The organism is Streptomyces sp. NPDC058457, from assembly GCF_042720695.1.
Classification (GTDB): domain Bacteria; phylum Actinomycetota; class Actinomycetes; order Streptomycetales; family Streptomycetaceae; genus Streptomyces.
This window is the reverse complement of record NZ_JBHXLU010000063.1, coordinates 46,652-72,127: the sequence shown is the minus strand read 5'-3', so window position 1 is coordinate 72,127 and position 25,476 is coordinate 46,652. Positions and strand designations below refer to the sequence as shown.

At 70.5% G+C, this 25,476-nt stretch carries 23 protein-coding genes; 13 read left to right on the top strand and 10 right to left on the bottom strand.

Annotated features, from left to right (window positions below):
• The 3 genes from ACFWPS_RS36910 to glgB form a co-directional block, all read left to right on the top strand.
• The coding region (locus ACFWPS_RS36910) for an alpha-glucosidase C-terminal domain-containing protein (protein ID WP_383713577.1) at positions 1 to 252 on the top strand (252 nt) is incomplete at its 5' end.
• 189 nt (positions 253 to 441) lie between these two features.
• Positions 442 to 1,812 (top strand): maltokinase, encoded by a 1,371-nt coding sequence (locus ACFWPS_RS36905; protein WP_383713574.1) that lies wholly within the window; start codon positions 442 to 444, stop codon positions 1,810 to 1,812.
• 18 nt (positions 1,813 to 1,830) lie between these two features.
• Entirely contained in the window at positions 1,831 to 4,023 is a 2,193-nt protein-coding gene (gene glgB, locus ACFWPS_RS36900; RefSeq protein WP_383713572.1) for a 1,4-alpha-glucan branching enzyme, read from the top strand.
• Here the strand turns inward: glgB and ACFWPS_RS36895 are convergent.
• The 5 genes from ACFWPS_RS36895 to ACFWPS_RS36875 all read right to left on the bottom strand — a co-directional run bounded on the left by ACFWPS_RS36895 (position 3,998) and on the right by ACFWPS_RS36875 (position 9,690).
• On the bottom strand, positions 3,998 to 6,235 hold the full coding sequence (locus tag ACFWPS_RS36895) for a HelD family protein (protein WP_383713569.1): 2,238 nt from the start codon (positions 6,233 to 6,235) through the stop codon (positions 3,998 to 4,000). The two genes, glgB and ACFWPS_RS36895, sit on opposite strands and share 26 nt — an antisense overlap.
• A gap of 179 nt (positions 6,236 to 6,414) precedes the next feature.
• The gene (locus tag ACFWPS_RS36890) at positions 6,415 to 6,750 is read right to left on the bottom strand and encodes a thioredoxin family protein (protein ID WP_383713567.1); all 336 of its coding nucleotides are present in this window, start codon (positions 6,748 to 6,750) and stop codon (positions 6,415 to 6,417) included.
• The gene (locus tag ACFWPS_RS36885; RefSeq protein ID WP_383713564.1) at positions 6,747 to 7,175 is read right to left on the bottom strand and encodes a MerR family transcriptional regulator; all 429 of its coding nucleotides are present in this window, start codon (positions 7,173 to 7,175) and stop codon (positions 6,747 to 6,749) included. The genes ACFWPS_RS36890 and ACFWPS_RS36885 overlap by 4 nt, the downstream gene beginning before the upstream one ends.
• Positions 7,176 to 7,204: 29 nt before the next feature.
• The gene (locus ACFWPS_RS36880) at positions 7,205 to 7,978 is read right to left on the bottom strand and encodes a DUF2127 domain-containing protein (RefSeq protein ID WP_383713561.1); all 774 of its coding nucleotides are present in this window, start codon (positions 7,976 to 7,978) and stop codon (positions 7,205 to 7,207) included.
• Between the two features lie 302 nt (positions 7,979 to 8,280).
• Positions 8,281 to 9,690, bottom strand: coding sequence for a cation:dicarboxylate symporter family transporter (locus ACFWPS_RS36875; protein WP_383713585.1), 1,410 nt, complete (start codon positions 9,688 to 9,690; stop codon positions 8,281 to 8,283).
• Between the two features lie 117 nt (positions 9,691 to 9,807).
• On the opposite strand from ACFWPS_RS36875, the gene ACFWPS_RS36870 reads away from it, so the two are divergent.
• Positions 9,808 to 11,430 carry an ATP-binding protein gene (locus tag ACFWPS_RS36870; protein WP_383713559.1) on the top strand — a complete coding sequence of 541 codons (1,623 nt, stop codon included), beginning with the start codon at positions 9,808 to 9,810 and terminating at the stop codon, positions 11,428 to 11,430.
• Entirely contained in the window at positions 11,430 to 12,110 is a 681-nt protein-coding gene (locus ACFWPS_RS36865) for a response regulator (protein ID WP_383713556.1), read from the top strand. The genes ACFWPS_RS36870 and ACFWPS_RS36865 overlap by 1 nt, the downstream gene beginning before the upstream one ends.
• Here ACFWPS_RS36865 and ACFWPS_RS36860 read toward each other — a convergent pair.
• Positions 11,998 to 14,415 carry a tetratricopeptide repeat protein gene (locus tag ACFWPS_RS36860; RefSeq protein WP_383713553.1) on the bottom strand — a complete coding sequence of 806 codons (2,418 nt, stop codon included), beginning with the start codon at positions 14,413 to 14,415 and terminating at the stop codon, positions 11,998 to 12,000. The genes ACFWPS_RS36865 and ACFWPS_RS36860 overlap by 113 nt on opposite strands.
• A gap of 53 nt (positions 14,416 to 14,468) precedes the next feature.
• Positions 14,469 to 15,029, bottom strand: coding sequence for a hypothetical protein (locus ACFWPS_RS36855; protein WP_383713551.1), 561 nt, complete (start codon positions 15,027 to 15,029; stop codon positions 14,469 to 14,471).
• A 122-nt stretch (positions 15,030 to 15,151) separates the two neighbouring features.
• Here ACFWPS_RS36855 and ACFWPS_RS36850 point away from each other — a divergent pair, with 122 nt between their 5' ends.
• Together ACFWPS_RS36850 and ACFWPS_RS36845 are read left to right on the top strand one after the other, a co-directional pair.
• Positions 15,152 to 16,000, top strand: a complete 849-nt coding sequence (locus ACFWPS_RS36850; protein WP_383713548.1) for a 5'-methylthioadenosine/S-adenosylhomocysteine nucleosidase — start codon at positions 15,152 to 15,154, stop codon at positions 15,998 to 16,000.
• Positions 16,001 to 16,169: 169 nt separating this feature from the next.
• On the top strand, positions 16,170 to 18,080 hold the full coding sequence (locus ACFWPS_RS36845) for a tetratricopeptide repeat protein (RefSeq protein ID WP_383713583.1): 1,911 nt from the start codon (positions 16,170 to 16,172) through the stop codon (positions 18,078 to 18,080).
• A gap of 7 nt (positions 18,081 to 18,087) precedes the next feature.
• Here ACFWPS_RS36845 and ACFWPS_RS36840 read toward each other — a convergent pair whose 3' ends face one another.
• A complete protein-coding gene (locus tag ACFWPS_RS36840; protein WP_383713545.1) occupies positions 18,088 to 18,564 on the bottom strand; it encodes an ATP-binding protein in 477 nt (158 codons plus the stop codon).
• A gap of 241 nt (positions 18,565 to 18,805) precedes the next feature.
• Here ACFWPS_RS36840 and ACFWPS_RS36835 point away from each other — a divergent pair, with 241 nt between their 5' ends.
• Both ACFWPS_RS36835 and ACFWPS_RS36830 read left to right on the top strand, forming a co-directional pair.
• Positions 18,806 to 19,657 carry a helix-turn-helix domain-containing protein gene (locus tag ACFWPS_RS36835; RefSeq protein WP_383713543.1) on the top strand — a complete coding sequence of 284 codons (852 nt, stop codon included), beginning with the start codon at positions 18,806 to 18,808 and terminating at the stop codon, positions 19,655 to 19,657.
• A gap of 9 nt (positions 19,658 to 19,666) precedes the next feature.
• A complete protein-coding gene (locus tag ACFWPS_RS36830; protein ID WP_383713541.1) occupies positions 19,667 to 19,858 on the top strand; it encodes a hypothetical protein in 192 nt (63 codons plus the stop codon).
• Here the strand turns inward: ACFWPS_RS36830 and ACFWPS_RS36825 are convergent.
• A complete protein-coding gene (locus ACFWPS_RS36825; protein ID WP_383713538.1) occupies positions 19,855 to 20,307 on the bottom strand; it encodes a PPOX class F420-dependent oxidoreductase in 453 nt (150 codons plus the stop codon). The two genes, ACFWPS_RS36830 and ACFWPS_RS36825, sit on opposite strands and share 4 nt — an antisense overlap.
• A gap of 142 nt (positions 20,308 to 20,449) precedes the next feature.
• Here ACFWPS_RS36825 and ACFWPS_RS36820 point away from each other — a divergent pair, with 142 nt between their 5' ends.
• From ACFWPS_RS36820 to ACFWPS_RS36805, 4 genes are all read left to right on the top strand, one after another.
• Positions 20,450 to 21,823, top strand: coding sequence for an extracellular solute-binding protein (locus ACFWPS_RS36820; RefSeq protein WP_383713535.1), 1,374 nt, complete (start codon positions 20,450 to 20,452; stop codon positions 21,821 to 21,823).
• Entirely contained in the window at positions 21,820 to 22,704 is an 885-nt protein-coding gene (locus ACFWPS_RS36815) for a carbohydrate ABC transporter permease (protein ID WP_383713532.1), read from the top strand. Before ACFWPS_RS36820 ends, ACFWPS_RS36815 begins: the two co-directional genes overlap by 4 nt.
• A 9-nt stretch (positions 22,705 to 22,713) precedes the next feature.
• Entirely contained in the window at positions 22,714 to 23,544 is an 831-nt protein-coding gene (locus tag ACFWPS_RS36810; RefSeq protein WP_383713529.1) for a carbohydrate ABC transporter permease, read from the top strand.
• A 100-nt stretch (positions 23,545 to 23,644) separates the two neighbouring features.
• The gene (locus tag ACFWPS_RS36805) at positions 23,645 to 24,358 is read left to right on the top strand and encodes an XRE family transcriptional regulator (protein ID WP_383713527.1); all 714 of its coding nucleotides are present in this window, start codon (positions 23,645 to 23,647) and stop codon (positions 24,356 to 24,358) included.
• Between the two features lie 89 nt (positions 24,359 to 24,447).
• Here ACFWPS_RS36805 and ACFWPS_RS36800 read toward each other — a convergent pair whose 3' ends face one another.
• A complete protein-coding gene (locus ACFWPS_RS36800; protein WP_383713524.1) occupies positions 24,448 to 25,473 on the bottom strand; it encodes an ATP-dependent 6-phosphofructokinase in 1,026 nt (341 codons plus the stop codon).
• Positions 25,474 to 25,476 lie beyond the last annotated feature (3 nt).

The following is a 25,476-nucleotide window of genomic DNA, read 5'->3' as shown; positions in this document are numbered from 1 at the left end:
ACCGAGCTCCAGTCCTCCAACCCGGCAGTGATCGCGTTCCTGCGCGAGTACGAGGACGACCTCGTCCTCTGTGTGCACAACTTCTCCCGGTTCGCGCAGCCGACGGAGCTGGACCTCAGGCGGTTCAACGGCCGGCATCCGGTGGAGCTGTTCGGCGGGGTGCGGTTCCCGGCGATCGGCGAGCTGCCGTACCTGCTGACCCTGGCCGGGCACGGCTTCTACTGGTTCCGGCTGCGCGCGGAAACGACCTAGCCGGAACCGCGCCCCAAAGGGGCGCGGGGAACTGCGCGACCAGCCCCCACCGGCCCGCAGTCGAAGAACCGCACACCCAGCGGAGCGATCACGCACAGTCCACCCCGGGCGGCGCCGGTTGGTTTCCTACCGCCCGCCCGGGGCACGCATCACTAACGCCCCCGACGACCGGGGAAAGGACGTACCGCCATGGCGGAAACGGTCAGCCCCTCCACGCCCGCTCTCCTCGCCTCGCTCGACCCCCTGCTGCGCGAGTGGCTGCCCCGGCAGCGCTGGTTCGCCGGCAAGGGCAGCCCGGTCACGGGCTTCTCCCCGGTGGCCGAGACCGAACTCCTGCCGTCGGACGGCCGGCTGGGCCTGCACCACCTGCTGGTCCGCGCCCACCAGCCGCCGGCCCCCGCCGAGGCCGGCGACTGCTACCAGCTCCTCATAGGCGTGCGCGAGGCGCTGCCGCCCCGGCTGGCGCCCGCGCTGATCGGACACGTGACGGACGGCCCGCTGGCCGGGCACACGGTCTACGACGCCCTGTACGACCCCCGGCCCGCCGAGGTGCTCCTGGAGGCCCTGCGCACCCGGGCCCGCATCGGCGGACTGCGCTTCGAGCGCGACCCGGGCCGGGAGATACGCGACGGGCTGGTGGCCCGGCTGATGACCGGCGAGCAGTCCAACTCCTCGGTCGTCTACGGAGATACGTTCATCCTGAAGCTGTTGCGCCGGGTCGTGCCCGGCGTCAACCCCGACCTGGAGATACCGCTGGCACTGGCCCGCGAGGGCTGCGCCCGGGTGCCCGCCCCGACCGCCTGGCTACGGGCGGAGCTGGGCGGGGAGCCGTACGTCCTGGCCGTCCTCCAGCCCTTCGTGCGCGGCGCGACCGACGGCTGGGAGCTGGCGTTGCGCGAGCTGGCCAAGGGCGAGGACTTCACGGCCGAGGCGCGGGCGCTGGGGCGGGCCACCGCCGAGGTGCACACGGCGCTGGCCCGGGCGCTGCCGACCGTCACCCTCGGGCACAGTCAACTGGAGCCGCAGGTCGCGGGCATGACCGAGCGGCTGGCGGCGGCCGTGCAGGCGGTACCGGCGCTGCGGCCGTACGAGGACGGGCTGCGGTCCGCCTACACCGCGCTGGCCGACCTGGCCGCGGAGGGCCGCACCTGGACCGCCCAGCGCGTCCACGGCGACCTGCACCTGGGGCAGTGCCTGCGGGCAACGTCCGGGGAGTGGTCGCTGATCGACTTCGAGGGGGAGCCGGCCCGGCCGCTGGCCGAGCGCCGGATGCCGCAGCCGCCGGTGCGGGACATCGCCGGGATGCTGCGCTCCTTCGACTACGCGGCCCACTCGGTGACCCCGGCGGCCCCCGGCTGGGCACGGCGGTGCCGGGCGGCCTACTGTTCCGGCTACGCCGAGATCGCCGGCGTCGACCCGCGCACCGATCCCGTCCTGCTGCGGGCCTACGAGACCGACAAGGCCGTCTACGAGGTCGTCTACGAGGCCCGGCACCGCCCCGACTGGCTTCCCGTCCCGCTGTCGGCGGTACGCCGCCTCGCCACCTCCGACCCGACCTGATCCCCGGGAGACGCGTCCGTGACCTCCAAGAACCCCGTGCCCCTGGCCGCAGACGACCGTGACCGGCTGCTGCACGGCACTCATCACGACCCGCACTCGGTGCTGGGCGCGCATCCGGTCCCGGGCGGGACCGCCGTCCGCGCGTTCCGCCCGTACGCCCGCGCGGTGACGGCCGTCGCGGGGAAGGAGGGGCAGGACCTGCGGGCCGAACTGCACGACGACGGCGACGGCTTCTTCTCCGCCCTGCTCCCCGTCTCCGACCTGCCGGACTACCGGCTGCTGGTGGCGTACGAGGGGACGGTCCAGGAGACCGAGGACGCGTACCGCTTCCTGCCCACCCTCGGCGACCTGGACCTGCACCTGATCGGCGAGGGCCGGCACGAGCGGCTGTGGGAGGCGCTCGGCGCGCATCCGACGACCCACCAGGGCGTGCCGGGCACCCGGTTCTCGGTGTGGGCGCCGAACGCCCGGGGCGTGCGGTTGGCCGGCGGTTTCAACTTCTGGGACGGCACCGGGTATCCGATGCGCTCGCTCGGCTCCTCCGGGATCTGGGAGCTGTTCCTGCCGGGCGTCGGCGAGGGCGAGCTGTACAAGTTCGACATCACCCGCCCGGACGGCTCCCGCACGCTGCGGGCGGATCCGATGGCCCGGCGTACGGAGGTGCCGCCGCACACGTCGTCGATCGTGACTGTCTCGCGTCATGAGTGGGACGACGCGGAGTGGATGACGCACCGGGCCGACACCCCCGTCCACGAGGCCCCCTTCTCGGTCTACGAGGTGCACCTGCCGTCCTGGCGCCCCGGCCTGACCTACCGCGACCTGGCCGAGCAACTGCCCGCCTATGTCAGTGACCTGGGCTTCACGCATGTCGAACTGATGCCGGTCGCCGAGCATCCCTTCGGCGGCTCCTGGGGCTACCAGGTCACCGGCTTCTTCGCGCCGACGGCCCGGCTCGGCACCCCCGACGACTTCAGGTACCTGGTCGACGCCCTGCACCGGGCGGGCATCGGGGTGCTGATGGACTGGGTGCCGGCGCACTTCCCGCGGGACGACTGGGCGCTGGCGGAGTTCGACGGGCGGCCCCTGTACGAGCACGCGGACCCGCTCCGGGCCGCCCACCCCGACTGGGGCACCCTGGAGTTCGACTTCGGCCGCCGCGAGGTGCGCAACTTCCTGGTGGCGAACGCCGTGTACTGGTGCGAGGAGTTCCACATCGACGGGCTGCGGGTGGACGCGGTCGCCTCGATGCTCTACCTCGACTACTCCCGCGAGCCGGGCCAGTGGACGCCGAACGAGCACGGCGGCCGGGAGAACCTGGACGCGGTGGCGTTCCTGCAGGAGATGAACGCGACGGTCTACCGGCGGGCGCCCGGTGTGGTGACGATCGCCGAGGAGTCGACGGCCTGGGAGGGCGTGACCCGCCCCACCGACGGCGGCGGGCTCGGCTTCGGACTGAAGTGGAACATGGGCTGGATGCACGACTCCCTCGAATACATGTCCCATGAGCCGGTGCACCGCAGGTTCCACCACCACGAGATGACCTTCTCGATGGTGTACGCGTACAGCGAGAACTACGTCCTGCCCATCTCCCACGACGAGGTCGTGCACGGCAAGCGCTCGCTCGTCTCGAAGATGCCCGGCGACTGGTGGCAGCAGCGTGCGAACGACCGCGCCTACCTGGCCTTCATGTGGGCCCACCCCGGCAAGCAGCTCCTCTTCATGGGCCAGGAGTTCGCCCAGGGCGCGGAGTGGTCGGAGGCGCACGGCCCCGACTGGTGGCTGCTCGACCCGGAGTACGGCGCCGAGGCGGACCACCGGGGCGTGCGCGACCTGGTCCGCGACCTGAACACGGTGTACCGCGCGACCCCGGCCCTCTGGCAGCGGGACACGGCACCCGACGGTTTCCAGTGGATCGCGGGAGACGCTGCCGAGGACAACGTCTTCGCGTTCCTCCGCCTGGACGCCGAGGGCACGCCTCTCCTCTCCGTCTCCAACCTCTCCCCCGTGGTCCGCGACGACTACCGCCTCGGCGTCCCGGACGAGATCCCCGCCTGGCACGAGACCCTCAACACGGACGCGGCCGGGTACGGCGGCAGCGGCGTCACCAACCCCGACCCGGTCAAACCGGAGCCGCAGGGCAGCCACGGCCGCCCCGCGAGCATCCGCCTGACCCTGCCCCCGCTGGCTACGGTGTGGCTGCGGCCTGCCTGAGCCCGGCCGGCAGGCAGCCGGTGTGCAGCACCCCCAGCCGCTGAGTCGCCCGGGTAAGTGCCACGTACAGGTCGCTGGTGCCGTAGCGGGCCGGTTCGACCACCAGGACCGAGTCGAATTCGAGGCCCTTGGCCTGGCGTGGGTCGAGGAGGACGACGGCCTGGGTCAGGTCGGGGTCGGTGCCGGCCGTGACGCCGTCCAGGCGGGTGGCGAGGGAGCGGTGGAGTTCGCGGGGGGCGATCACGGCCAGCCGGCCCTCGGTGGGGGTGAGTTCGGCGACGGCCTTCTCGACGGCGCCGGGAAGGTCGTCGGTCGAGCGCACCCACGGCCGTACACCCGTCGAGCGGACCGAGCTCGGGGGCTCGAAGTCCGGGTGCTCGGCGCGGACCACGGCCGCGGCGAGGTCCATGATCTCGGACGGGGTGCGGTAGTTGACGGCGAGGCGGGTGTGCTCCCAGCGGTCCTCCACGTACGGCCGGAGGATGTCCGCCCAGGAGCCGACGCCCGCCGCCTCCGCGGTCTGGGCCGGGTCGCCGACCAGGGTCATCGAGCGGGTCGGGCTGCGCCGCATGAGGAGCCGCCACGCCATCGGCGACAGCTCCTGCGCCTCGTCCACGATGATGTGCCCGAACGCCCAGGTGCGGTCGGCCGCCGCCCGCTCGGCCGCGCTGCGGAAGTCCTCCTCCTCCTGGCGCTCGGCGAACCGCTCGGCGTCGATGATGTCGTGCGCGGACAGCACCTCGGAGGAGTCGGGGTCGCTGTCCTCCTTGTCGTCGAACTCGTAGGTGCGGGAGGCGTAGGAGACGTCGAGGACGCCCTGGGCGTAGGCGATCTGGGTCTCGCGCTCACGCTCGGCGCGGGCCCGGGCGACCCGCTCGTCCACGCCGAGGAGCTCCGCCGCCTCGTCGAGGAGGGGCACGTCCGAGACCGTCCAGGTCCGCGTCACCGGGCGGCGGATCGCGGCCGCGTCCTCGTCGCTCACGTAACCCTCGGGACCGGCGAGGAAGTCGGCGACCAGGCGCTGCGGGGTCACCCGCGGCCACAGCTGGTCGATGGCGGACCAGACCTCGGGGTTCTCGGCGAGTTCGTCGCGGATCTGGGTGATGTCGGAGGCGTCGAGCAGGCTGCTGCCGTCGAAGGGATCGGTGCCCACGCGTTCGGCGTACAGGTCGGTGAGGGTGTTGAGGATGTGGCCCTCGAAGTGCTCGCGGGCCACGTTGTGCGGGAGCCGGGCGGCGCGGGTGCGTTCGCGGGCCATGTTCACCAGGCCGTCGTCGAGCATCAGCACCTCACGGTCGTGCTCGACGGTGACGACCGGGTCGGGCAGCGCCTGCCGGTCGCGTACGACGGCGGCCAGCACGTCGGCCATGTCGGCGCGGCCCTTCACGGCGGCCGCCTCGGGGGTGTCGGCGGCGGTCGCCTTCACGCCGGGGAACAGCTCGCCGACCGTCGCCAGCAGCACACCCGTCTCGCCCAGCGAGGGCAGCACCTCGCCGATGTAGCCGAGGAAGGCCGGGTTGGGGCCGACGATCAGCACGGCGCGCTTGGCGAGCAGTTCCCGGTACTCGTAGAGGAGGAAGGCGGCGCGGTGCAGCGCGACCGCCGTCTTTCCCGTACCCGGCCCGCCCTCGACCACCAGGACCCCGCGGTACGGCGCCCGGATGATCTCGTCCTGCTCGGCCTGGATGGTCTGCACGATGTCGCTCATCCGGCCGGTGCGGGCCGAGTCGAGCGCGGCGAGCAGCACCGCGTCGCCGGACGGGTCCTCGTGGCCGGTGCGTTCCCGGTCGCCGAGGTCGAGGATCTCGTCGTGCAGGGAGGCGACCCGGCGGCCGTCGGTGGCGATGTGCCGGCGCCGCCGCAGGCCCATCGGGGTGTGGCCGGTGGCCAGGTAGAAGGGGCGCGCGACCTCGGCGCGCCAGTCGACGAGGACGGGGGTGCGCTCGGCGTCGTCCAGGCGCAGCCCGATCCGCCCGATGTGGTGCTTCGTGCCGGAGGTCAGGTCGATGCGCCCGAAGCACAGCGACCCGTCCACGGCGTTCAGCGCGGCGAGCAGCCCGGAGCGTTCGGCGACCAGGATGTCCCGCTCCAGGCGGGCCTGCATCGGCTTGTCGCCGAGGGCGAGGGCGTCCGCGACCGAGTCCTCGGTGTCGCCGCGCAGTGCGTCCACCCGTGCGTACAGTCCGTCGATGAATTCCTGCTCGTGACGCAATTCATCGTCCGGAAATTCGGTGTTTGACAATTCCACTCCCGCCCGGATATACTCTGCTCACTGAACTTCTTCGTGACCTCATCGACTTCGCCTCGACTTGAAGTCACGAACTGTTGAATATACGCAGAGAAATCCCCCGAGCGCAATTGCTCGGGGGATTCTTCGTATAACCGGCCGGTTCAGAGCAGCACGTCGGACAGCTCCTCCAGCAGCCGCCGCTTGGGCCGGGCGCCCACCATCGACCGCACCGGCTCGCCGTCCCGGAACAGCATGAACGTCGGCATCGACAGCACCTTGTAGGCGTTCGTCGTCTCCGGATTCGTGTCCACGTCCAGCTGCACCACCTTCAGCCGCTCGCCCTCCTCCGCCGCGAGGGCCGTGAGCACCGGTCCCATCTGCCGGCACGGCGGGCACCAGTCGGCGGTGAACTCCACCAGCACCGGCAGTTCCGCCCCGATCACCTCCGCCGCGAAGTCCGCGTCCGTCACCTCGGCCACACCCATCGCCTTGCTCATCGCCCGGGCCCTCCCAGTTCACAGGTCGGCTCCGGACCCCCCGGAACCAGCGCCTCGACGGCCAGCACGTCCCGCGCCCGCTCCGCCCGCTCCAGCTGGGCCCCGACCGTCGCCCGCACGGCCTGCAACTCGCCGATGAGCGAGTCCAGCTCCGCCAGCTTGCGCCGGTAGACCGCGAGCGACGCCGGACAGGTGTCGCCCTCCGGATGCCCGGCCCGCAGACACTCCACGAACGGCCGGGTCTCCTCCAGCTCGAACCCGAAGTCCTGCAGCGTCCGGATCTGCGTGAGCAGCCTCAGATCGCTCTCGTCGTACGTCCGGTGACCGTTCCCGGCCCGCCGCGCGGGCAGCAGCCCGCGCGCCTCGTAGTACCGCAGGGCACGCGTGGTGGTCCCGGCCCGTGCGGCCAGCTCGCCGATTCGCATACCTACGACAGTAGGAGTTGACGCCGACGTCAGGGCAAGCTCGGCTCGACCCCCGCGGACTCCTCGACCTCCAGCAGCGAGGCGCTCTGCCGCTCCTCGTCGAAGGCCTTCCGCCCGCCCCGCAGCCCGAACAACCGCTTGGCGAGGGCGATGTAGAGCACGGCGATGATGTTCAGCACGAGAGTCGCGATCTTCAGATAGCTGACCTTCTCGGTGAGCTCGTAGGTCTCCAACGGCAGGAAGGCGGCGGTGGCGACCACCGTCAGATACTCCGCCCACCGCTTGGCGTACCAGAGCCCGACCGCCTCGACGAGTTCGATCAGCGCGTACGCCAGCAGCAGCCCGGCCACCAGCAGCAGCGTGGAGTGCTTGTAGCCGAACGCCTTCTGGATGGAGCCGACGACCGGCGAGTGGTCGAGGTCGTAGTGGAAGTGCCTGAAGACCGGCCGGAAGGTGTCCAGGTACTCGTTGAAGAGCCTGCGCACCGCGTCCTGGCTGTTGCTGAACTTCCACACGGCGACCGCGACCAGCACGATGAACACCCCGCGCACGGCCCGCTCGATCGCCAGGAAGCGCAGGATGAACAGGTCCCGCAGCACCTTCCCGCGCGGCACCAGCGGGGCGTCCGCCGCCGGTCCCGAGCCGTGCGGCTCGCCGAGCGCGAAGTCGCCGCAGCGCAGACAGCGCCAGGCGTCCCCGACCGCGGTCTGCGTGTGCAGCCGCATCCGCAGCCGCGGATCGTCCGGGGCATAGGTCACATGCCCCTTGCGCGCGCAGTGCCGACGGTCCCAGTCGATCGCCATCCCCCGTGCCTCCCCATACCGATGTGCCGTTCCCGTTGGACAGGAACGGCACGTTAGTGGATACGGCCGACAGCAGTGGCCGAGGGGTCGGCGCGGCCGTCGGCGGTGGACATGCCTCCGGGCGGCTGGGCAACGGGGGGAGTTCCCAGCCGCCCGGAGAGCGGTGGCCGGACGGCCGGCCCGGGTTCAGGCCGAGCCGGACGTCCGGCGGCTTCATGGATGCTGCGGAGCAACGCCCCGTAAGGGGCGCGGGGAACTGCGCGACCAGCCCCCACCGGCCCGCAGCCGACGACGATGGCGCACTACGCCTTCGCCAGTTCCTCGCGCTGCTCGGGCAGCTCGGGCGTCCCGGCCCCGCCCTCGTCCAGCAGCGTCGTCTCGTCGAACGGCAGCTCACCGGCGAGCACCTGCTGCATCCGGGCCTTGTCGATGTCCTTGGTCCAGGTACCGATCAGGACGGTGGCGACGGAGTTGCCCGCGAAGTTCGTCAGGGCGCGGGCCTCGCTCATGAAGCGGTCGATGCCGACGATCAGACCGACGCCGTCGACCAGTGCGGGCTTGTGCGACTGCAGACCACCGGCCAGCGTGGCGAGCCCCGCACCGCTGACGCCGGCCGCGCCCTTCGAGGCCAGCAGCAGGAAGAGCAGCAGCGGGATCTGCTCCCCGACCGACATCGGCGTACCGAGGGCGTCGGCGATGTACAGCGACGCCATGGTCATGTAGATCATGGTGCCGTCGAGGTTGAAGGAGTAGCCGGTCGGGACGGTGATACCGACCACGGCCTTGCTGACACCCAGGTGCTCCATCTTCGCGATGAGCCGCGGCAGCGCGGACTCGGAGGAGGAGGTGGACAGGATCAGCAGGAACTCACGGGCGAGGTACTTGAACAGCGTGAGGATGTTCAGTCCGGCCACGATCCGCAGCAGCGCACCGAGCACCACGAAGACGAACAGCACGCAGGTCACGTAGAAGCCGAGCATCAGCACGGCGAGACTCTTGAGCGCGTCGAGCCCGGCGGAGCCGACGACGGCGGCGATCGCGCCGAACGCACCGATCGGCGCGGCCCACATGATCATGCCCAGGATGCGGAAGACGAGCCGCTGGATGTGCTCGACACCGCGCAGCACGGGCTGGCCGACCGACCCCATGGCCTGCAGCGCGAACCCGGCGAGCAGCGCGATGAGCAGCGTCTGCAGCACCTGGCCCTCGGTGAAGGCGGAGACGAAGGTGGTCGGAATGATCGACAGCACGAAGTCGACCGGGCCGAGCGCCTCGGAGTCGACCTGGCTGTGTCCGGAGGCCTTGAGGGCGTTGGTGAGGTGCAGTCCGTCGCCCGGGTGCAGGACGTTGCCGACGACGAGACCGATGCCCAGCGCGACCAGGGACATCACCAGGAAGTAGCCGAGCGCGATACCGCCGACGGCACCGACCTTGGCGGCCTTCCGCACGGACCCGATCCCGAGCACGATCGTGCAGAAGATGATCGGCGAGATCATCATCTTGATGAGATTGACGAAGCCGGTACCGAGTGGCTTGAGCTCGACCCCGGCGTCGGGCCAGATGAGGCCCACGGCGATGCCGAGCGCCACCGCGGCGATCACGGCGATGTACAGGTAATGGGTGCGGTCCCGCTTGACTGCGGGTGCGGCAGGTGCCGTTTCGGGGGTGCTTGCTGCGGCCACGGCTGCCCTCCTTGACGTCTTCGTCGGCATCACCGGCGTGCGGCTCACGTCCGGGGGTGGGGATGCCGTGACTATCTCCCGTTCTGTGAGGACGGTCACCCTTCCGTTCATTTAGTTCGCGCTTAACCCGGGAGGCACACTGCTGACATGCGTTTCCCGTCCGTCCCCCGCCCCCGCAGCCTGGCCGGCCAGCTCTTCGCCATGCAGGCCGTGCTGATAGCGGTGCTGGTCGCCGGTTACGCGCTGTTCACGTACGTCAGCGACCGCCACCAGGCGGAGGAGGCGGCGACCCGGCAGGCGACGGCGGTGGCCCGGTCGGTCGCCGACGCCCCCTCCGTCCGTGCGGCGATCCACACGGCGAACCCTTCGGCGGAGCTCCAGCCCTACGCCCTCCAGGTGATGGGCGACACCGAGGTCGACTTCATCACGATCATGACCCCGGAGGGCATCCGCTGGACCCACCCCGACCAGACCCAGATCGGCAAGCACTACCTGGGCCACATCGAGGCGGCCCAGCAGGGCCACACCTTCAGCGAGACCTACAAGGGCACGCTCGGCGCGTCGGTGCGCACGGTGACGCCGATCCTGGACAACGGCCGGGTGGTCGGCCTGGTGAGCGCCGGCATCAAGGTGGAGGCGATCAGTCAGCGGGTCCAGGAACAGGTGACGGCGCTGCTGGGGGTGGCGGCGGGTGCCCTGCTGCTGGGCGCGCTGGGCACGTACGTCATCAACGCCCGCCTGCGCCGCCACACCCACGGCATGAACGCGGCGGAACTGAGCCACATGCACGACTACCACCAGGCGGCACTGCACGCCGTGCGCGAGGGCCTGCTGATGCTGGACGGCCAGTACCGGGTGGCCCTGATCAACGACGGGGGGCGGGAGCTGCTGGGGGTGGGCGCCGAGGGGGACGTGGTCGGACGGTCGGTGGCCGAGCTGGGCCTGCCGGCCCCGCTGACCGGCGCGCTGCTGGCCTCCGAGCCCCGGGTGGACGAGGTGCACCTGACGGCGGACCGGGTACTGGTGGTGAACACGTCGCCGGTGTCGGGCGGAGAGCGCCGGGGAACGGTCGCCACCCTCCGGGACGTCACCGAACTCCAGTCCCTGATGGGCGAGTTGGACTCGGAACGCGGCTTCACGCAGGCGCTGCGCTCGCAGGCCCACGAGGCGGCGAACCGCCTGCACACGGTGGTGTCGCTGATCGAGCTGGGGAGGGCTTCGGAGGCCGTCGACTTCGCGACGGCGGAACTGGAGCTGGCGCAGGCGCTGACGGACCAGGTGGTCGCGGCGGTCAGTGAACCGGTCCTCGCCGCCCTGCTGCTGGGCAAGACCGCCCAGGCGAACGAGCGGGGCGTGGAGCTGGTGGTCTCGGACGAGAGCCGGCTGGATGACGGTTTGCTACCGGAGAGCCTGTCGGCGCGCGATCTGGTCACCATCCTCGGCAACCTGATCGACAACGCGGTGGACGCGGCCCAGGGGACGGTACGGGCACGCGTGACGGTGACCGCGTACGCGGAGGACGCCGAGTTGGTGATGCGGGTGACGGACACGGGTGCGGGGGTCGACCCCGCCCACGCCGAGCTGGTCTTCCAGCGCGGCTTCTCGACGAAGCCGGCGGGACCCGGCGGGCGGGGGCTGGGGCTGGCCCTGGTACGGCAGGCGGTCGTACGACTGGACGGGACCCTGACGGTGACGGAGGCGCCGGAGGGCGGAGCGGTGTTCGAGGTACGGCTGCCGTTGCGGGCGTCGGTGGCGGGAGGCGAGGCCTGATGACCGGGGAGCCGATTCGGGTGCTGGTCGTCGAGGACGACCCGGTGGCCGCGGACGCGCATGTCATGTACGTCGGCCGGGTGCCGGGGTTCGTGGCGGTGGGCAAGGCGCACACGGGGGCGGAGGCGCGCCGGATCCTGGACCGAACACCCGTGGACCTTCTCCTCCTGGACCTGCACCTGCCGGACGTCCACGGCCTCCAGTTCGCGCGCTCGCTGCGGGCGGCGGGGCATCAGGCGGACGTCATAGCGGTGACGTCGGCGCGGGACCTGGCGGTGGTGCGGGAGGGGGTGTCGCTGGGTGTCGTCCAGTACGTCCTGAAGCCGTTCACCTTCGCGACGCTCCGGGACCGGCTGACCCGCTACGCGGAGTTCCGGGCGGCGGCGGGCGAGGCGAGCGGCCAGGACGAGGTGGACCGGGCCCTGGCGGCGCTGCGGGCGCCGTCGCCGGCTGCCTTGCCGAAGGGCTTGAGTGCGCCGACGTTGGAGCGGGTGACGCTCGCGTTGCGGGAGTCGAAGGAGGGGCTCACCGCGGCCGGGCTGGCGGAGAGCGTGGGGATCTCCCGGATCACGGCTCGGCGGTACCTGGAGCATTTGGTGGAGGCGGGTCGGGCTGGGCGGAGTCCGTTGTACGGGCAGGTGGGGAGGCCGGAACTGGTTTATCGGTGGGGGAAGCGGTGAGCCTCTCGGCTTGGGTACGGGCTTGGGCGGCTTCGGTGGGGGCGTTGGCTCGGGTGTAGGCGTCGGCGGCCTGGAGGTAGTGGGCGCGGGCTTCGCCCGGGCGGTGGGCGGCCTCGTGGACGACGGCCAGGTTGTACAGGGTCTGGCCAGCCCCGTACCAGTCCTCGAACTCCTCGAAGACGCCCAAAGCCTCGACATAAACCTCGATGGCCTCGTCCACCCGACCCACCTCCCGCAGGGCGACGCCCAGGTTGTTCAACGGGCCGGCCTCGCGGTGACGGTCGTCGGCAGCCCGGAACAAGTCGCGCGCGTAAATGTGAGCCTCAATCGCCTCGTCCACCCGACCCGCCACCTGCAGGGCGACGCCCAGGTTGTTCCACGAGCTGGCCTCGCGGTGACGGTCGTCGGCAGCCCGGAACAAGTCGCGCGCACAGATGTGAGCCTCGACCGCCTTCTCCACCCGACCCGCCACCCGCAGGGCGATGCCGAGATGGTCCCATGCCATGGCCTCACGGCGGCGATCGTCCGCAGCCCGGAACAAGTCGCGCGCGTAAATGTGAGCCTCGACCGCCTCCTCCACCCGACCCGCCACCCGCAGGGCGATGCCGAGATAGTCCCATGCGACGGCCTCACGGTCGCGGTCCCCGGCACCGTATGCGGCCTCCCGCGCCGCACCGGCCACGGTGACCCAGTCGTCAAAATACCGCCGCCGGTTCAGATACTCCCCCAGACGCTCAGCCAACCGCACCGCCGCGTCCGCGTACCGATCCTCACGCGCCCACCCCGTTGCCGCCACCAGCCCCGGCCGCTCCCCGTCCAACCACGCCAACGCCGCGCCCCGGTCCTCGAACCGCTCCGGCTCCACCCTCCCCGGCCGCCAGCGCAACCGGTCAGACGCCGCATACACCCACCGGCAGTAGAACCCCAGCACCCGCTCCCGCGCCGCCTCCCCCTCCTCCCGCAACCCCGCATCCCTCGCCACCACACCCACCCCATACACCCGCACCAGGTCATGCAACCGCCACCACGCCCGCTCGCTCCCCCGCTCGACGAGGTGCGCACGAGCAAGTGCCCTCAGGTCCCGCAGCGGAGGCGCATCGGTCCCCACCAACGCGGCAGCAACCTCGTCACTCACCTCGGGGCCAGGCGCGAGGGCGAGCAGGCGCAGCAGCCTTGCCTGCTCAGGCGGCAGACGACGGTAGGACAGTTCAAAGGCTGCGCGAACGCTGCGCTCCCCGTCATCGAGATGCACGAGCCGGTCATGCGAAGCCTCCAGCTCGCCGACGAGTTCCGCGACCGGCATACCCGGATCCTCCACCAACAGCGCCGCCGCGATCTGAAGAGCCAGGGGCAAATGTCCACACAGGTCGGCGAGTTGTCCGGCGGCATTCGGGTCATTCCCCACGCGACTGTCCTCAGGATCGGCAATCCTCAGGGCCAGTTCGAGAAGCCGTCGTGCCTCCCTCAGCCTAAGCTGGCCCAACGACACGAGCCGCGCCCCGAGTTGGGGTAGCCGATCGCGTGAAGTCACCAGCACCCGATGCCGACCGTCCCCCGGCAACAAGGGCCGCACCTGATTCGGCGACGAAACGTTGTCGGCCAGTACCAGCAGCGCCCCCCGCTCACGCGCCCGCTCGGCGAGCACCGACCGATAGAGAGCCGCCCGATCATCGGCCGTATCCGGAAGGTGCTCTGGCGGAACCCCGAGCGCCCGCAACATCGACTGGAGAGCCTGGTCGGCGCTGACCGACTGCTCGTCATACCCATGCAGGTCGACGAAGAGCACCCCGCCCGGGAACCACCCCTTCCCGCACGCCAGATGCGCGGTCTCGACGGCGAGCGCGGTCTTCCCGATGCCACCGAGTCCGGATACAGCGGTCACAAGAACCGCGGCGGGGTCGTCGAGCGCCCGCAGCAACTCAGCCGTCTCCTCCTCCCGCCCGGTGAACCCCGCGGGCCGCGGCGGCAGCGAGGCCAACGCCTCCGGCGCCGCAGCGCCCCCGCCCTGCTGGATCACGACCTGAACCCCGACCACCTCACGCAGAAACACCCCGCCACGGAAGTCGGAGTGATCACCCCCGTACCAGGCAGCAGCACTACCCGGCACATGTCGCTCCATGGCAGCCGCAACAGCACCTGCAACCCCCGGATCACCGCCCAGCAGTTCCGCGACCCGGTCACCCCAAGCCCGTAACGCCTCCGGCCGCCGCCCCGAGCCATCCACCGCCTCGGCCAGCACCCGCCCGGCTTCCCCACCCGCACCCTCGGCCAGGGCCGCCAGCAAGGCTGATAAAGCCTCTCTCATGCGCCGTTCCGTCCCCCGATGCCCCCTGACGCGTGAGCATCAACGGTACGGCCTCAGGCCGGGCTCCGCCCCTGTCTCGCCGGCCTCGTGTACAGCAGAACCTGCGCCCCGAGCCCCACCACCGCGAGCGCCTCCAGCACCGACAGCCCGACCAGCAACCCACCACGGTCCCCGCCCGCCCAGAACACCACCAGCGCCGCCAACGGCACCGCGCAGAACGCCGTCAGGTCGATCACGGCCTGGATCGTCTTGCGGGTCCGCCGCCGGACGTCGGTCCGGTGGTACGCCTCCCAGCCGAAGGTACGGAAATCCCCGTCGGCGGCGGCCAGTTGCGCCAGCCTCGGCCCCAACTCGTCGCGCACATAGAGCCCGATCGCCGAGATCTTCTCGTCGTTGACCAGGTACGTCCATCCGAGCACCACGCACACCGGCGGCAGCGCCAGCAGCATCGACGCCTGCTTCGCCTGCGCCGCCGCGGCGATGACGGCGGCCACCACGCCGAGCGTCACGTAGAGCAGGTTGTCGCGGAACCCGATCCGCGCCTTCTGCTCGTCCTTGACCGTCTGGTACTCGGCGAGCAGCAACTGCCCGACGGTGACGCCTTGCTCCGGCATACGGCTCTCCCCCACCCGACGGGCCGACTCCAGCCGGACGACCATACCCCCGCCGATCTGCTCCTATCCCGGCACACCCCAACAGGCGGATGCGCCAGCCGACTTGGCGCTACCGTAAACAAATGCCCGCGAAGCGCCCGCGTCCCACCGCCGCAGCCGTCATCCTCACCGCCCTGCCGGAGGAGTACGACGCCGTGCGAGCCCATCTCGTCGACGCCGAGGAGATCGTGCACCCCAAGAGCGGCACCCGGGTCGAGCTCGGCCGGCTCGCGGACACCGCCTGGACCGTGGCGCTCGCCGAACTGGGCGTCGGCGCCCTGACCGCCGCCTCGCTCACCACACAGATCGTCGACTGGCTCGACCCCGAGGCGGTGCTCTTCGTCGGCGTCGCGGGCGGTCTGAAGGACGACATCGAGATCGGTGACGTCGTGGTCGGCACGAAGGTGTACGCCATCCACGGCGGCAAGCAGACACCGGAGGGCTTTCAGGCACGCCCCGAGGTCTGGCAGGGCTCGCACCGACTGGTGCAGGCGGCGCGCTCGGCCCTGCGGGACATGCCGGACGTACGAGGACACCGCAAGGCGATCGCCGTCGGCGACGTCGTCCTGGCCGACGACAGATCGGCCTTCGCCGCCCACATCCGCCACCACTACAACGACGCCTGCGCCATCGAGATGGAGGGCTCCGGCGCCGCCCACGCGGCCCACCTGAACGGCCAGTTGGACGCCCTGGTGATCCGCGGCATCAGCGATCTCGCCAACGCCGACAAACACGCGGCCGACGCCTCGGGCTCACAGACACTCGCCGCCGAACGGGCCGCGTCGGTGGCGGTGGGGGTCCTGCGCAAGCACCAGCCCCGGGAGTCCTCCGACTCCGAGGAGGATCCCCAAGGACAGTACGGGGGCGACCACATCGACTTCAGGGGCGGCACGTTCTACGGGCCCGTCATCGGCAAGCGGACCGGAAGCTAGCGGCAAGGGCACGGTCCACGGCCCGGTCCCTCATGCGACGGCCACCCTGCCGCCACGCCCGATGGGCTTCACCGGCCGGTCGGCGGAACTGGACCGCCTGCTGCCCCACCTCGACCCGGGCAGGGCCGACGGCGACGCCCTCCCACTCCTGATCTTCGCGGTCACCGGGATGGGAGGCATCGGCAAGACCGCACTGGCGGTGGAAGCGGCACATCGGGCGCGCGCGAAGGGGTGGTTCCCGGGCGGCACGCTCTTCGTGGATCTGCGCGGTTACGACGACGCCCCCGTCACCGCGGACCAGGCGGTCCTGGCCCTCCTCGACGCGCTCGGCGTCCGGGGGACGGATCTGCCGCCGACCGCGGAACGCCAATACGACGCGTACCGCGCGCTCCTCGCCGGTCAGCAGGACCGGATGCTGCTGATCCTGGACAACGCCTCGGACCCGTCCCAGTACCTGCCGCTGCTACCGGGCACGGACCACCACCGAGTGCTGATCACCTCCCGGGACCGCCCCGACGCACTGCCGGTACGTCTCATCGACCTTGAGTCCCTCGACCCGGACGACTCTGTCGCCCTCGTCAGCCGCGCCCTTCACGACACGGACGAACGCGACGACCGTCCCGCTCGTGAACCGAACGCGCTACGCGAGTTGACCGACCTCTGCGGCCATTTGCCATTGGCTCTCCAGATCGCCGCGGCGATGCTGCGCCGACGCCAGCCGCGAAGCATCGCCTCGCTGGTCGCCGAGATCAGGAAGACCGGGGACCCGACCAGCGCCCTCGACAACGGCAGTCGGGGTACAGACCAATACGGCCGTTCGCTTGTCCTCCGGCCCGTGCTGGAGACGTCATATCACCGGCTGCCCCCTGATCAGGCTCGGTTGTTGCGGCTGCTGGCCCTGGCACCGAGTGCGGAGACCGGCACAGCGGCGGTAGCCGCGTTGGCCGACCTCGACGAGGGAACCACACTGTCCTTGCTGGAGGACTTGGCCGCAACACATCTCGTCGCGCCGGTCCGGGAAGGCGAGGGGGCAGCTTCGGGGGTGCGGTGGCGGTTGCACGACCTGGTGCGGGCGTATGGGGTGGGTGTGGTGGCGGGGGATGTGGGGCTACGGGAGGAGGGGGAAGCGGCGCGGGAGCGGGTGCTGGGGTTCTACTACCGGTGGGCGGATGCGGCGGATGACCGACTGCGGTGGCTGCCGGGGATGGTGGAGCCGGAGCTGTTCGGGGACCGGGCTGCGGCGCTGGCCTGCTTTGACGGCGAGCGGGCGGGGCTGGTGGCGGCGGTGGGTTGGGCGCGGGAGGAGCGGTTCGCGGACACGGCGGTGTGGCTGGCCGTGTGTCTGTCGGAGTATCTCGGCTGGCGGCGGTACTTCGACGACTGGATCACCGTGGCCGGGGCGGCGCGAGAGGCCTCATGCCGTGCCGGGGACCGCCTCCGCGAAGCCGATATGTCGGACCACCTCGGCAACGCGCTGGGGGAAGCGGGCCGGACGGAAGAGGCAATCGAGGCCCACACCCACGCCTGCAACCTTTTCCGGGCTGCTGGCGACAGCCACCGCGAGGCCATCGCATCGAACGGCCTCGGCATCGCCCTACGGGAGGCAGGCCAGGTGGAGGAGGCAATCAAAGTCCATACCCACGCCCGCGACCTGCACCGGGCCACCGGCGACCGCAACCGCGAGGCCATCGCGTGGAACAATCTCGGCAACGCCCTGGAGGAAGCGGGCCGGGTGGAAGAGGCGATCGAGGCGCTCATCCGCGCCCGCGACCTGTACCGGGCCACCGACGACCGCCACAGCGAGGCCATCGCGTGGAATGGCCTCGGCATCGCCCTGGGGGATGCCGACAGGATGGCGGAGTCCGTCGAGGCGTATGCCGAGGCGTTGAGCATCCATGAGGAGTTCGAGGACTGGTTCGGGGTTGGCCAGGCCCTCCAGAACATGGCCGTCACCCACGAGACCGCCCAGCGCCCAGCCGACGCCCGCTCCTGCTGGCTCCAAGCCGCCGACGCCTACACCCGCGCCAACGCCCCCGCCAAAGCCACCCAAGCCCGCGCCTACGCCGCCGAACTCGACTAGCTCCGCCTCACCACCCCCGAACCCCCCACCCCGGCAACACCGCCCACATCCGCGTCCCGCCCCCAGGCTCCCGCCCCTCCCCGAACCCCCACTCCCCCTCGCACGCCCGCACCACGCACCCCAGCACCCGCAGCGCGGCCCGCCTCCGCACCTCGCAGGCCTCCGCCACCCGTGGGTGACGATGCCGAGGATGCCCGTCGTAGAGGATCACCCGCAGCGCGTCCTCCCGGTACCGCAGCGACACGTACACGTCCTCCCCCGGCGTGAACCGACACGCGCACGCGGCCAGTTCACTCACCACCTGTACGGCCGCGTCGGTCAGCCCCTCCAGCCCGTGCACTTTCAGCACGACCCGCGTGGCCGCCCGCGCAACCCGGCAACTGGCCGCCCCCGCGGGCAACGTGAAGCTGTAGGCGAGCGAGTCCGGAGCGGGCGCCGCCATCTCCGAGACGTCGTCCGTGACGATGGGACAGGACGTAGCCATGAGTAACTCCTCTTCAGCAGACGGGATTTGAGGCACTCGCGCGACCCCACCGGTGGCCTGTCGCACGAACCCGGGCAGGCTCGCGCGATGCACTTCCGGCGACGTCGATCCGTAAGCGACCCGTCACCGACTGTAGAGCATTACAGGAGTACGTGTACTACTCTCCGCGGAACCAACCGGTGGACCAACCCCCCGTCTCAAGGCAGACTGACCCCGTCAACAGCCAGCCGCGAGGGACCACATGCCGCCGAGAAGCACGCCGACGGAACGCCAGCGCCGCCTCGGCGAGGAGTTGCGCAGGATGCGGATCGCGGCCGGGATGACCACGGAGTACGCCGCCGGCCTGCTGGGCGTCCCACGCACCAACGTGCCCAACATGGAGTCCGGCCGCTCCGGCATCAGCCCCGAACGTGTCCGCGCCCTCGCTGACAACTACGGCTGCACGGACCAGGCCCTCGTCAGGGCGCTCTCAGCCATGGCGGGCAGCCGCGAGAAGGGCTGGTGGGAGTCGTACCGGGGGCAGCTCCGTGACGGCTTCATGGACATCGCCGAACTGGAGTGGCACGCCACGCGGCTGCGCATCGCGGTCACCGTGCACATGCCCGGGCTCCTCCAGACCGAGGAGCACGCACGTGCGGTCTTCGGTGCCGTCTTCCCGCCCCTCGCCCCGGCCGACATCGACCTGCGCACCGCCCACCGCATGGACCGTCAGCAGGTTCTCGACCGCGCCGAGCCCCCCGCCCTCGACGTGATCCTCCACGAGGCGGCCCTGCGTATGGAGTTCGGCGGGCCAAAGGTGGCGAGGCGACAGCTCGACCACCTGCGGCGCATGTCCGAGCGCGACAGCGTCACCGTCCGGGTGATCCCGTTCAAGGCGGGCGGCTTCCCCGGCGCCGGGCAGTCCGTCGTCTACGCCGAGGCCGCCGTACCCCGCCTCGACACCGTCGAGCTGGACAGCACCCACGGTCCCGAGTTCATCGACACGGAGGCACAGCTCGGCAAGTACCGGGCCCAACTCGACGCGGCCACAGCCGTGGCTCTCGGCGCCGAGGCCTCACGCGACTTCATCCGCATCCTCGCCGACGACCTCTAGGAGCACCCCGTGCCGGACATCACCTGGGATGAACCCTTCTGCGGCGAGGGCGCCAACTGCTTCCGCCTGGGCACCGACCCCCAAGGCAACGCCTACATAGCCGTCGCCGGCCAGGAGGACACCTACCTCACCGACACCCGCGAAGCCCTCCGCACGCTCATCCGGGACATCAAGGCCGGCAGAGCCGACCACCTCCTCTAGGGCTCCAGTACGCCTCGCCGGAACGGCTCCACCCCGACCACCCGCCGTACCTTCACCGGCGCGATGAGCAGCATCACCCGCCGCTCCCCCGGCAACAGCCACGGGTACCGGTCCTCCCCGATGTACTTCCGGGTCAGCCGGTCCATGGACCGCTCCGCCTCCTCCCCCTCCACGAACCGCACCACCCGGCCCCGGATCTCCACCCGGTCGTAGGGGTTCTCCGGATCGTGGTGCGAGAGCGAGACGGCGGGGTTGCGCCGCAGGTTCTCCTCCTTCACGCGGCCGATCGCCGTGTTGACCATGACGTGGTCGCCTTCGAGGTCCACCCACATGGGCGACACCTGCGGCGCACCGTCCGGCCCGACGGTCGCGAGATGCCAGAAGTTCGGCGCCAGCAGCCGCTCACGAACGTACTCGTCCAACCCGCCTGTACGGTCCACGGAATACATGGGGGGATCCTCACCCTCTCCCTGCCCCAGCAAACCAGCAAACCCCCGCAGACGCATTGACCTGACTAGACCACTCCACTTACCTTCACAGCGCAAGAGAGACGAACCCCCAGGCCACAGCGCAGTGGCCGCCGAGGAGGTCGTGCCCGTGCGCCCCACCGCCGTCAGCATCCTTGCCCTCTCCCTCGTCACCGCCGCCGCTTCCCTCACCGCGTGCGGCAGCGGATCCGGGAGCAGTCCCGACACCGTGAAGATCTCTTTCAAGCAGTCCACGGACAACTCCGTCAAGGTGATGGACACGTATCTCGCGGACATCAAGAAGCAGTTCGAGAAGGAGTACCCGGGGAAGAAGGTCGAGCTCGTTCCCATCAAGGCCCCGGACTCCGAGTACTACACGAAGCTGCAGCAGATGCTCCGGTCGCCCCGGACCGCGCCCGACCTGGTCTACGAGGACACCTTCCTCATCAACTCCGACATCACCAGCGGGTATCTCAAGCCCCTCGACTCGTACCTCGCCAAGTGGCAGGACTGGGGGCAGTTCGTCGACACCGCCAAGGCGGCCGCCCAGGGGGAGGACGGGAAGACGTACGGCGTCCCGGACGGGACCGACACCCGTGGGCTCTGGTTCGACAAGCGGGTGTTCAAGAAGGCCGGGCTGCCCACCGACTGGCAGCCGAAGACCTGGGACGACGTGCTCGCCGCCGCCCGGACCATCAAGGAGAAGGTACCCGGCGTCACGCCGCTGAACGTCTACACGGGCAAGCCCGTCGGCGAGGGCGCCACCATGCAGGGCTTCGAGATGCTCCTGTACGGGACGAACGACGGGACCAGCGACCCGCTGTACGACAGGACGAGCAAGAAGTGGATCGCCGGGAGCCAGGGGTTCAAGGACGCGCTGTCCTTCGTCGAAACCGTGTACAAGGACAAGCTGGGGCCGGACGTGTCCGACGCCCTCGACCCCAACTTCGGCACCGCCGTCCGCGGCGAGCTCCTTCCCCAGGGCAAGCTCGGCATCGACCTCGACGGGTCCTGGCTGCCGCAGGACTGGCTGACGGGCAGCGGGCACGAGTGGCCGGACTGGTCCAAGGACCTCGGTCTCGCCTACATGCCCACCCAGCACGGCCAGGCCCCCGGCAAGGTCAGCATGTCCGGTGGCTGGACCTGGTCCATCCCCAGCAAGGCGTCCAACCCCGACCTCGCCTTCGACTTCGTCAAGACCATGCAGACCAAGGCGAACGCCCAGAAGTGGTACATCGCCAACTCCGGGATCGCGGTGCGGAAGGACGTCGCGAGCGATCCGTCGTACACATCCGCTCAGCCGGGCATCAAGTTCTTCACCGATCTGGTCGCCAGTACGCACTACCGACCCGCCTACCCGGCCTACCCGAAGGTCTCCACCGCCATCCAGGAGGCCATGGAGAGCGTGACGACCGGTGACGCGTCGGTCGACAAGGCGGCGAGTACCTACGACTCGACGCTCAAGGACGTCACCGACAACCAAGTGGTCACCCAGTGAGTCAGTCAGCCAGTCACCCCGCGATCACCCGTCGCCTCGCTCGCGCCCTCCCCCTCACCCCCGCCCTGGTCCTGCTCCTCCTCTTCCTCGGCGGGCCCATCGTCTACTGCGCCTGGATCGCCTTCACCGACCTCCAGCTCACCGGCCAGGCGCACTCCTCCTTCGTCGGTTTCGCCAACTTCCGCAGGGCGTTCCACGACGACGCCTTCCTGAACGCCGTCTGGCTGACCCTCGTCTTCACCGTGCTGTCCGCGCTCGTCGGGCAGAACACGCTGGGGCTGGCGCTCGCCGCGCTGATGCGGCGGGCGTCGAAGCCGGTACGGACGCTGACCGGCGGGATCGTGATCACGGCGTGGGTGCTGCCGGAGGTCGTCGCCGGGTTTCTGCTGTACGCCTTCTTCCGGCGGGAGGGAACACTCAACGCCATCCTCGACCTCCTCCATCTCCCGTCCCAGAACTGGCTGTTCACGCTGCCCATCCTGGCCGTGTCGTTCGCCAACGTGTGGCGGGGCACCGCCTTCTCGATGCTCGTCTACTCCGCCGCCCTCGACGAGATACCGAACGAGATCGAGGAGTCGGCGGAGGTCGACGGCGCCGGCGGCTGGCGGCGGATGTGGCACATCACGCTGCCGATGATCCGGCGGTCCATCGGGACGAACCTGATGCTCAACACCCTCCAGACGCTCTCCGTCTTCGGGCTGATCTGGGTGATGACCAGGGGTGGCCCGGGGGACAGGAGCCAGACCCTGCCCCTCTTCATGTACGAACAGGCCTTCCAGAACAGCATGATCGGGTACGGCACCGCCGTCGCCCTGCTGCTGCTCCTCGTCGGCTCGCTCTTCTCCGTCGTCTACATGCGGCTGCTGCGTACGGAGGTGTGAGAGAAACCGATGCCCCGCAACAGACACCGCTCCCGGCGGCTCGCCGCGGACCTCGGGCTCCTCGTCGTGGCCGCCGCCTTCGTGCTGCCGCTCGCCTGGGTGGTGCTCTCCGCCGTCGACCCGCACGCCGATCTCCGGGTGCGGATCCCGGACGGGTTCACCTTCGGGAACTTCGACGCGATCCTCACCCCCGACATCACCTACACCCCGCTGCTCAACAGCCTGATCCTGTGCGGGGGCGCCACCGCGCTCACCGTGGTGTGCGCCGCCCTCGCCGCGTACCCGCTCTCCCGCTACCGCTCCCGGCTCAACCGGCCGTTCCTGCTCTCCATCCTCTTCGCGACCAGCCTGCCCATCACCGCGATCATGGTGCCGGTGTACGCGCTGTTCGTGCGGATCAACCTCATCGACACCATGCAGGGCACGATCCTGTTCTTCGCCGCCTCCCAACTCCCGTTCGCCATCTGGCTGATGAAGAACTTCATGGACGGCGTGCCGAAGGAGCTGGAGGAGGCCGCGTGGACGGACGGCGCCAACTCCGCCCAGTCGCTGGTGCGGATCGTGCTTCCGCTCATGGGACCTGGTCTCGCCGTCGTCACCGTCTTCGCCTTCGTGATGATGTGGGGCAACTTCTTCGTCCCGTTCATGCTGCTGCTCTCGCCGGACCAGATGCCCGCCTCGGTCAGCATCAACGACTTCTTCGGCAACCGCGGCACCGTCGCCTACGGCCAGCTCGCCGCCTTCTCCGTCATCTACTCGACTCCGGTGATCCTGCTGTACGTCCTGGTCGCGCGGCGGTTGGGAGGCGGATTCGCGCTGGGCGGCGCAGTCAAGGGTTGAACAGGTCACACGTACGAGGGAAACCGTACGTTCGTACAATCCGTGTTCCTGGCCGAACGGACCGTAGTCAGCACCCCTGACCGCCCCTACCTTGTCGGCTGTGCGCCGACCCCCAGCTCTGCCGAACCAGCCAGGTCCCCCCTTCAACGCCCCCGCCGCCCGCAGACTCCGTGCCGCTCTCGGCATGGGACCCGAACATGTGGCCCACGATCTGCGGGCCTCGTACGGGCTGCCGTACGCCACACCCGATCTGGTCCTCGCCTGGGAGCGCGGCGCGGTGATCCCCAGCAGTCCCGAACTCACCGCGCTGGCAGGCGTGTTGTGGTGCACCCCGGGCGAACTGATCGGCCGGCCGCGGACTCTGCGCGACCACCGGATCGCGCGCGGGCTGGCTCCGGAGGACGTGGCGCTGACGGTCGGCCTCGACCTTCTCGGTTATCTCGCGATGGAGGAGGACGAGGAGTGGCAGGGCACGGAACGGCAGTCCACCGCCCTGGCCGAGGTCCTCCGGCTCTCCCTGCCCGACTTCATCACCGTCACCGGCAAGGAGGAGAAACTGGCGGAACTGCTGCAGGGCGCGGTCACCACCCGCTGGCAGGCCTACGTCCGGCAGGTGGGCAAGGTCGTCCCACTGGACAAACGCCTGATCGAGGACACGCTGCGCGAGCTGCACGAGAGCTACCAGGGCCAGATGACGGCGACCCTGGCCTGGGGCAATATCCCGACAGCGGATTCAGCAGAGGACAGGGGGAAGGATTTCCTGGCGGAGATCGTCGCCCACTTCTGGAACAGAGCGGAGGACAGGCGCCCCTGAAGGGGCGCGGGGCTGTGTTCGATATGCGGCTCCGCCGCGTGGGCGCGACCAGCCCCCACGCACCCGCAGCCGGCAGCGAAACCCCAGCCCTAGAACACCGACTCCGCCTCGTCCATCCGATCCTTCGGCACCCTCTTCAACTCGGTCACCGCCTCCGCGAGCGGCACCATCTGGATGTCGGTGCCTCGCAGCGCGGTCATCCTCCCGAAGTCGCCCCGGTGCGCCGCCTCCACCGCATGCCACCCGAACCGCGTCGCGAGGACGCGGTCGTAGGCCGTCGGCGTGCCGCCGCGCTGGACGTGCCCGAGGATGACCGGCTTGGCCTCCTTGCCGAGCCGCCGCTCCAGCTCGTACGCCAGGGCCGTGCCGATGCCCTGGAAGCGCTCGTGGCCGTACTGGTCGATCGCGCCCTTGCCGTAGTCCATCGTGCCCTCGGCGGGGTGCGCGCCCTCCGCCACGCAGACCACGGCGAACTTCTTGCCGCGGGCGAACCGCTCCTCGACCATCTTGACCAGGTCGGCGGGGTCGAAGGGCCGCTCGGGGAGGCAGATGCCGTGGGCGCCGGCGGCCATCCCGGACTCCAGGGCGATCCAGCCGGCGTGCCTGCCCATCACCTCGACGACCATCACCCGCTGGTGGGACTCGGCGGTGGTCTTCAGGCGGTCCATCGCCTCCGTGGCGACACCCACCGCCGTGTCGAAACCGAAGGTGCGGTCGGTGGACGAGATGTCGTTGTCGATGGTCTTCGGGACGCCGACGACCGGCAGGCCCGCGTCGGACAGCATGCGCGCCGCGGTCAGCGTGCCCTCGCCGCCGATCGGGATCAGCGCGTCGATGCCGAACTCCTCGACCATGTCGGTGGCCCGGTCGCACGCCTCGCGCAGCCGGTCCCGCTCCAGTCGCGACGAGCCCAGGATCGTGCCGCCGAGGGCCAGGATGCCGCTGACGGCGTCCAGGTCGAGGGTGCGGTAGTGGCTGTCGAGCAGACCCCGGAAGCCGTCCTCGAAACCGATGACCTCGTCGTCGTACTGTGCGACAGCCCGATGTACCACCGATCGGATGACGGCGTTCAGGCCGGGGCAGTCGCCGCCTGCGGTGAGAACTCCGATGCGCATGGT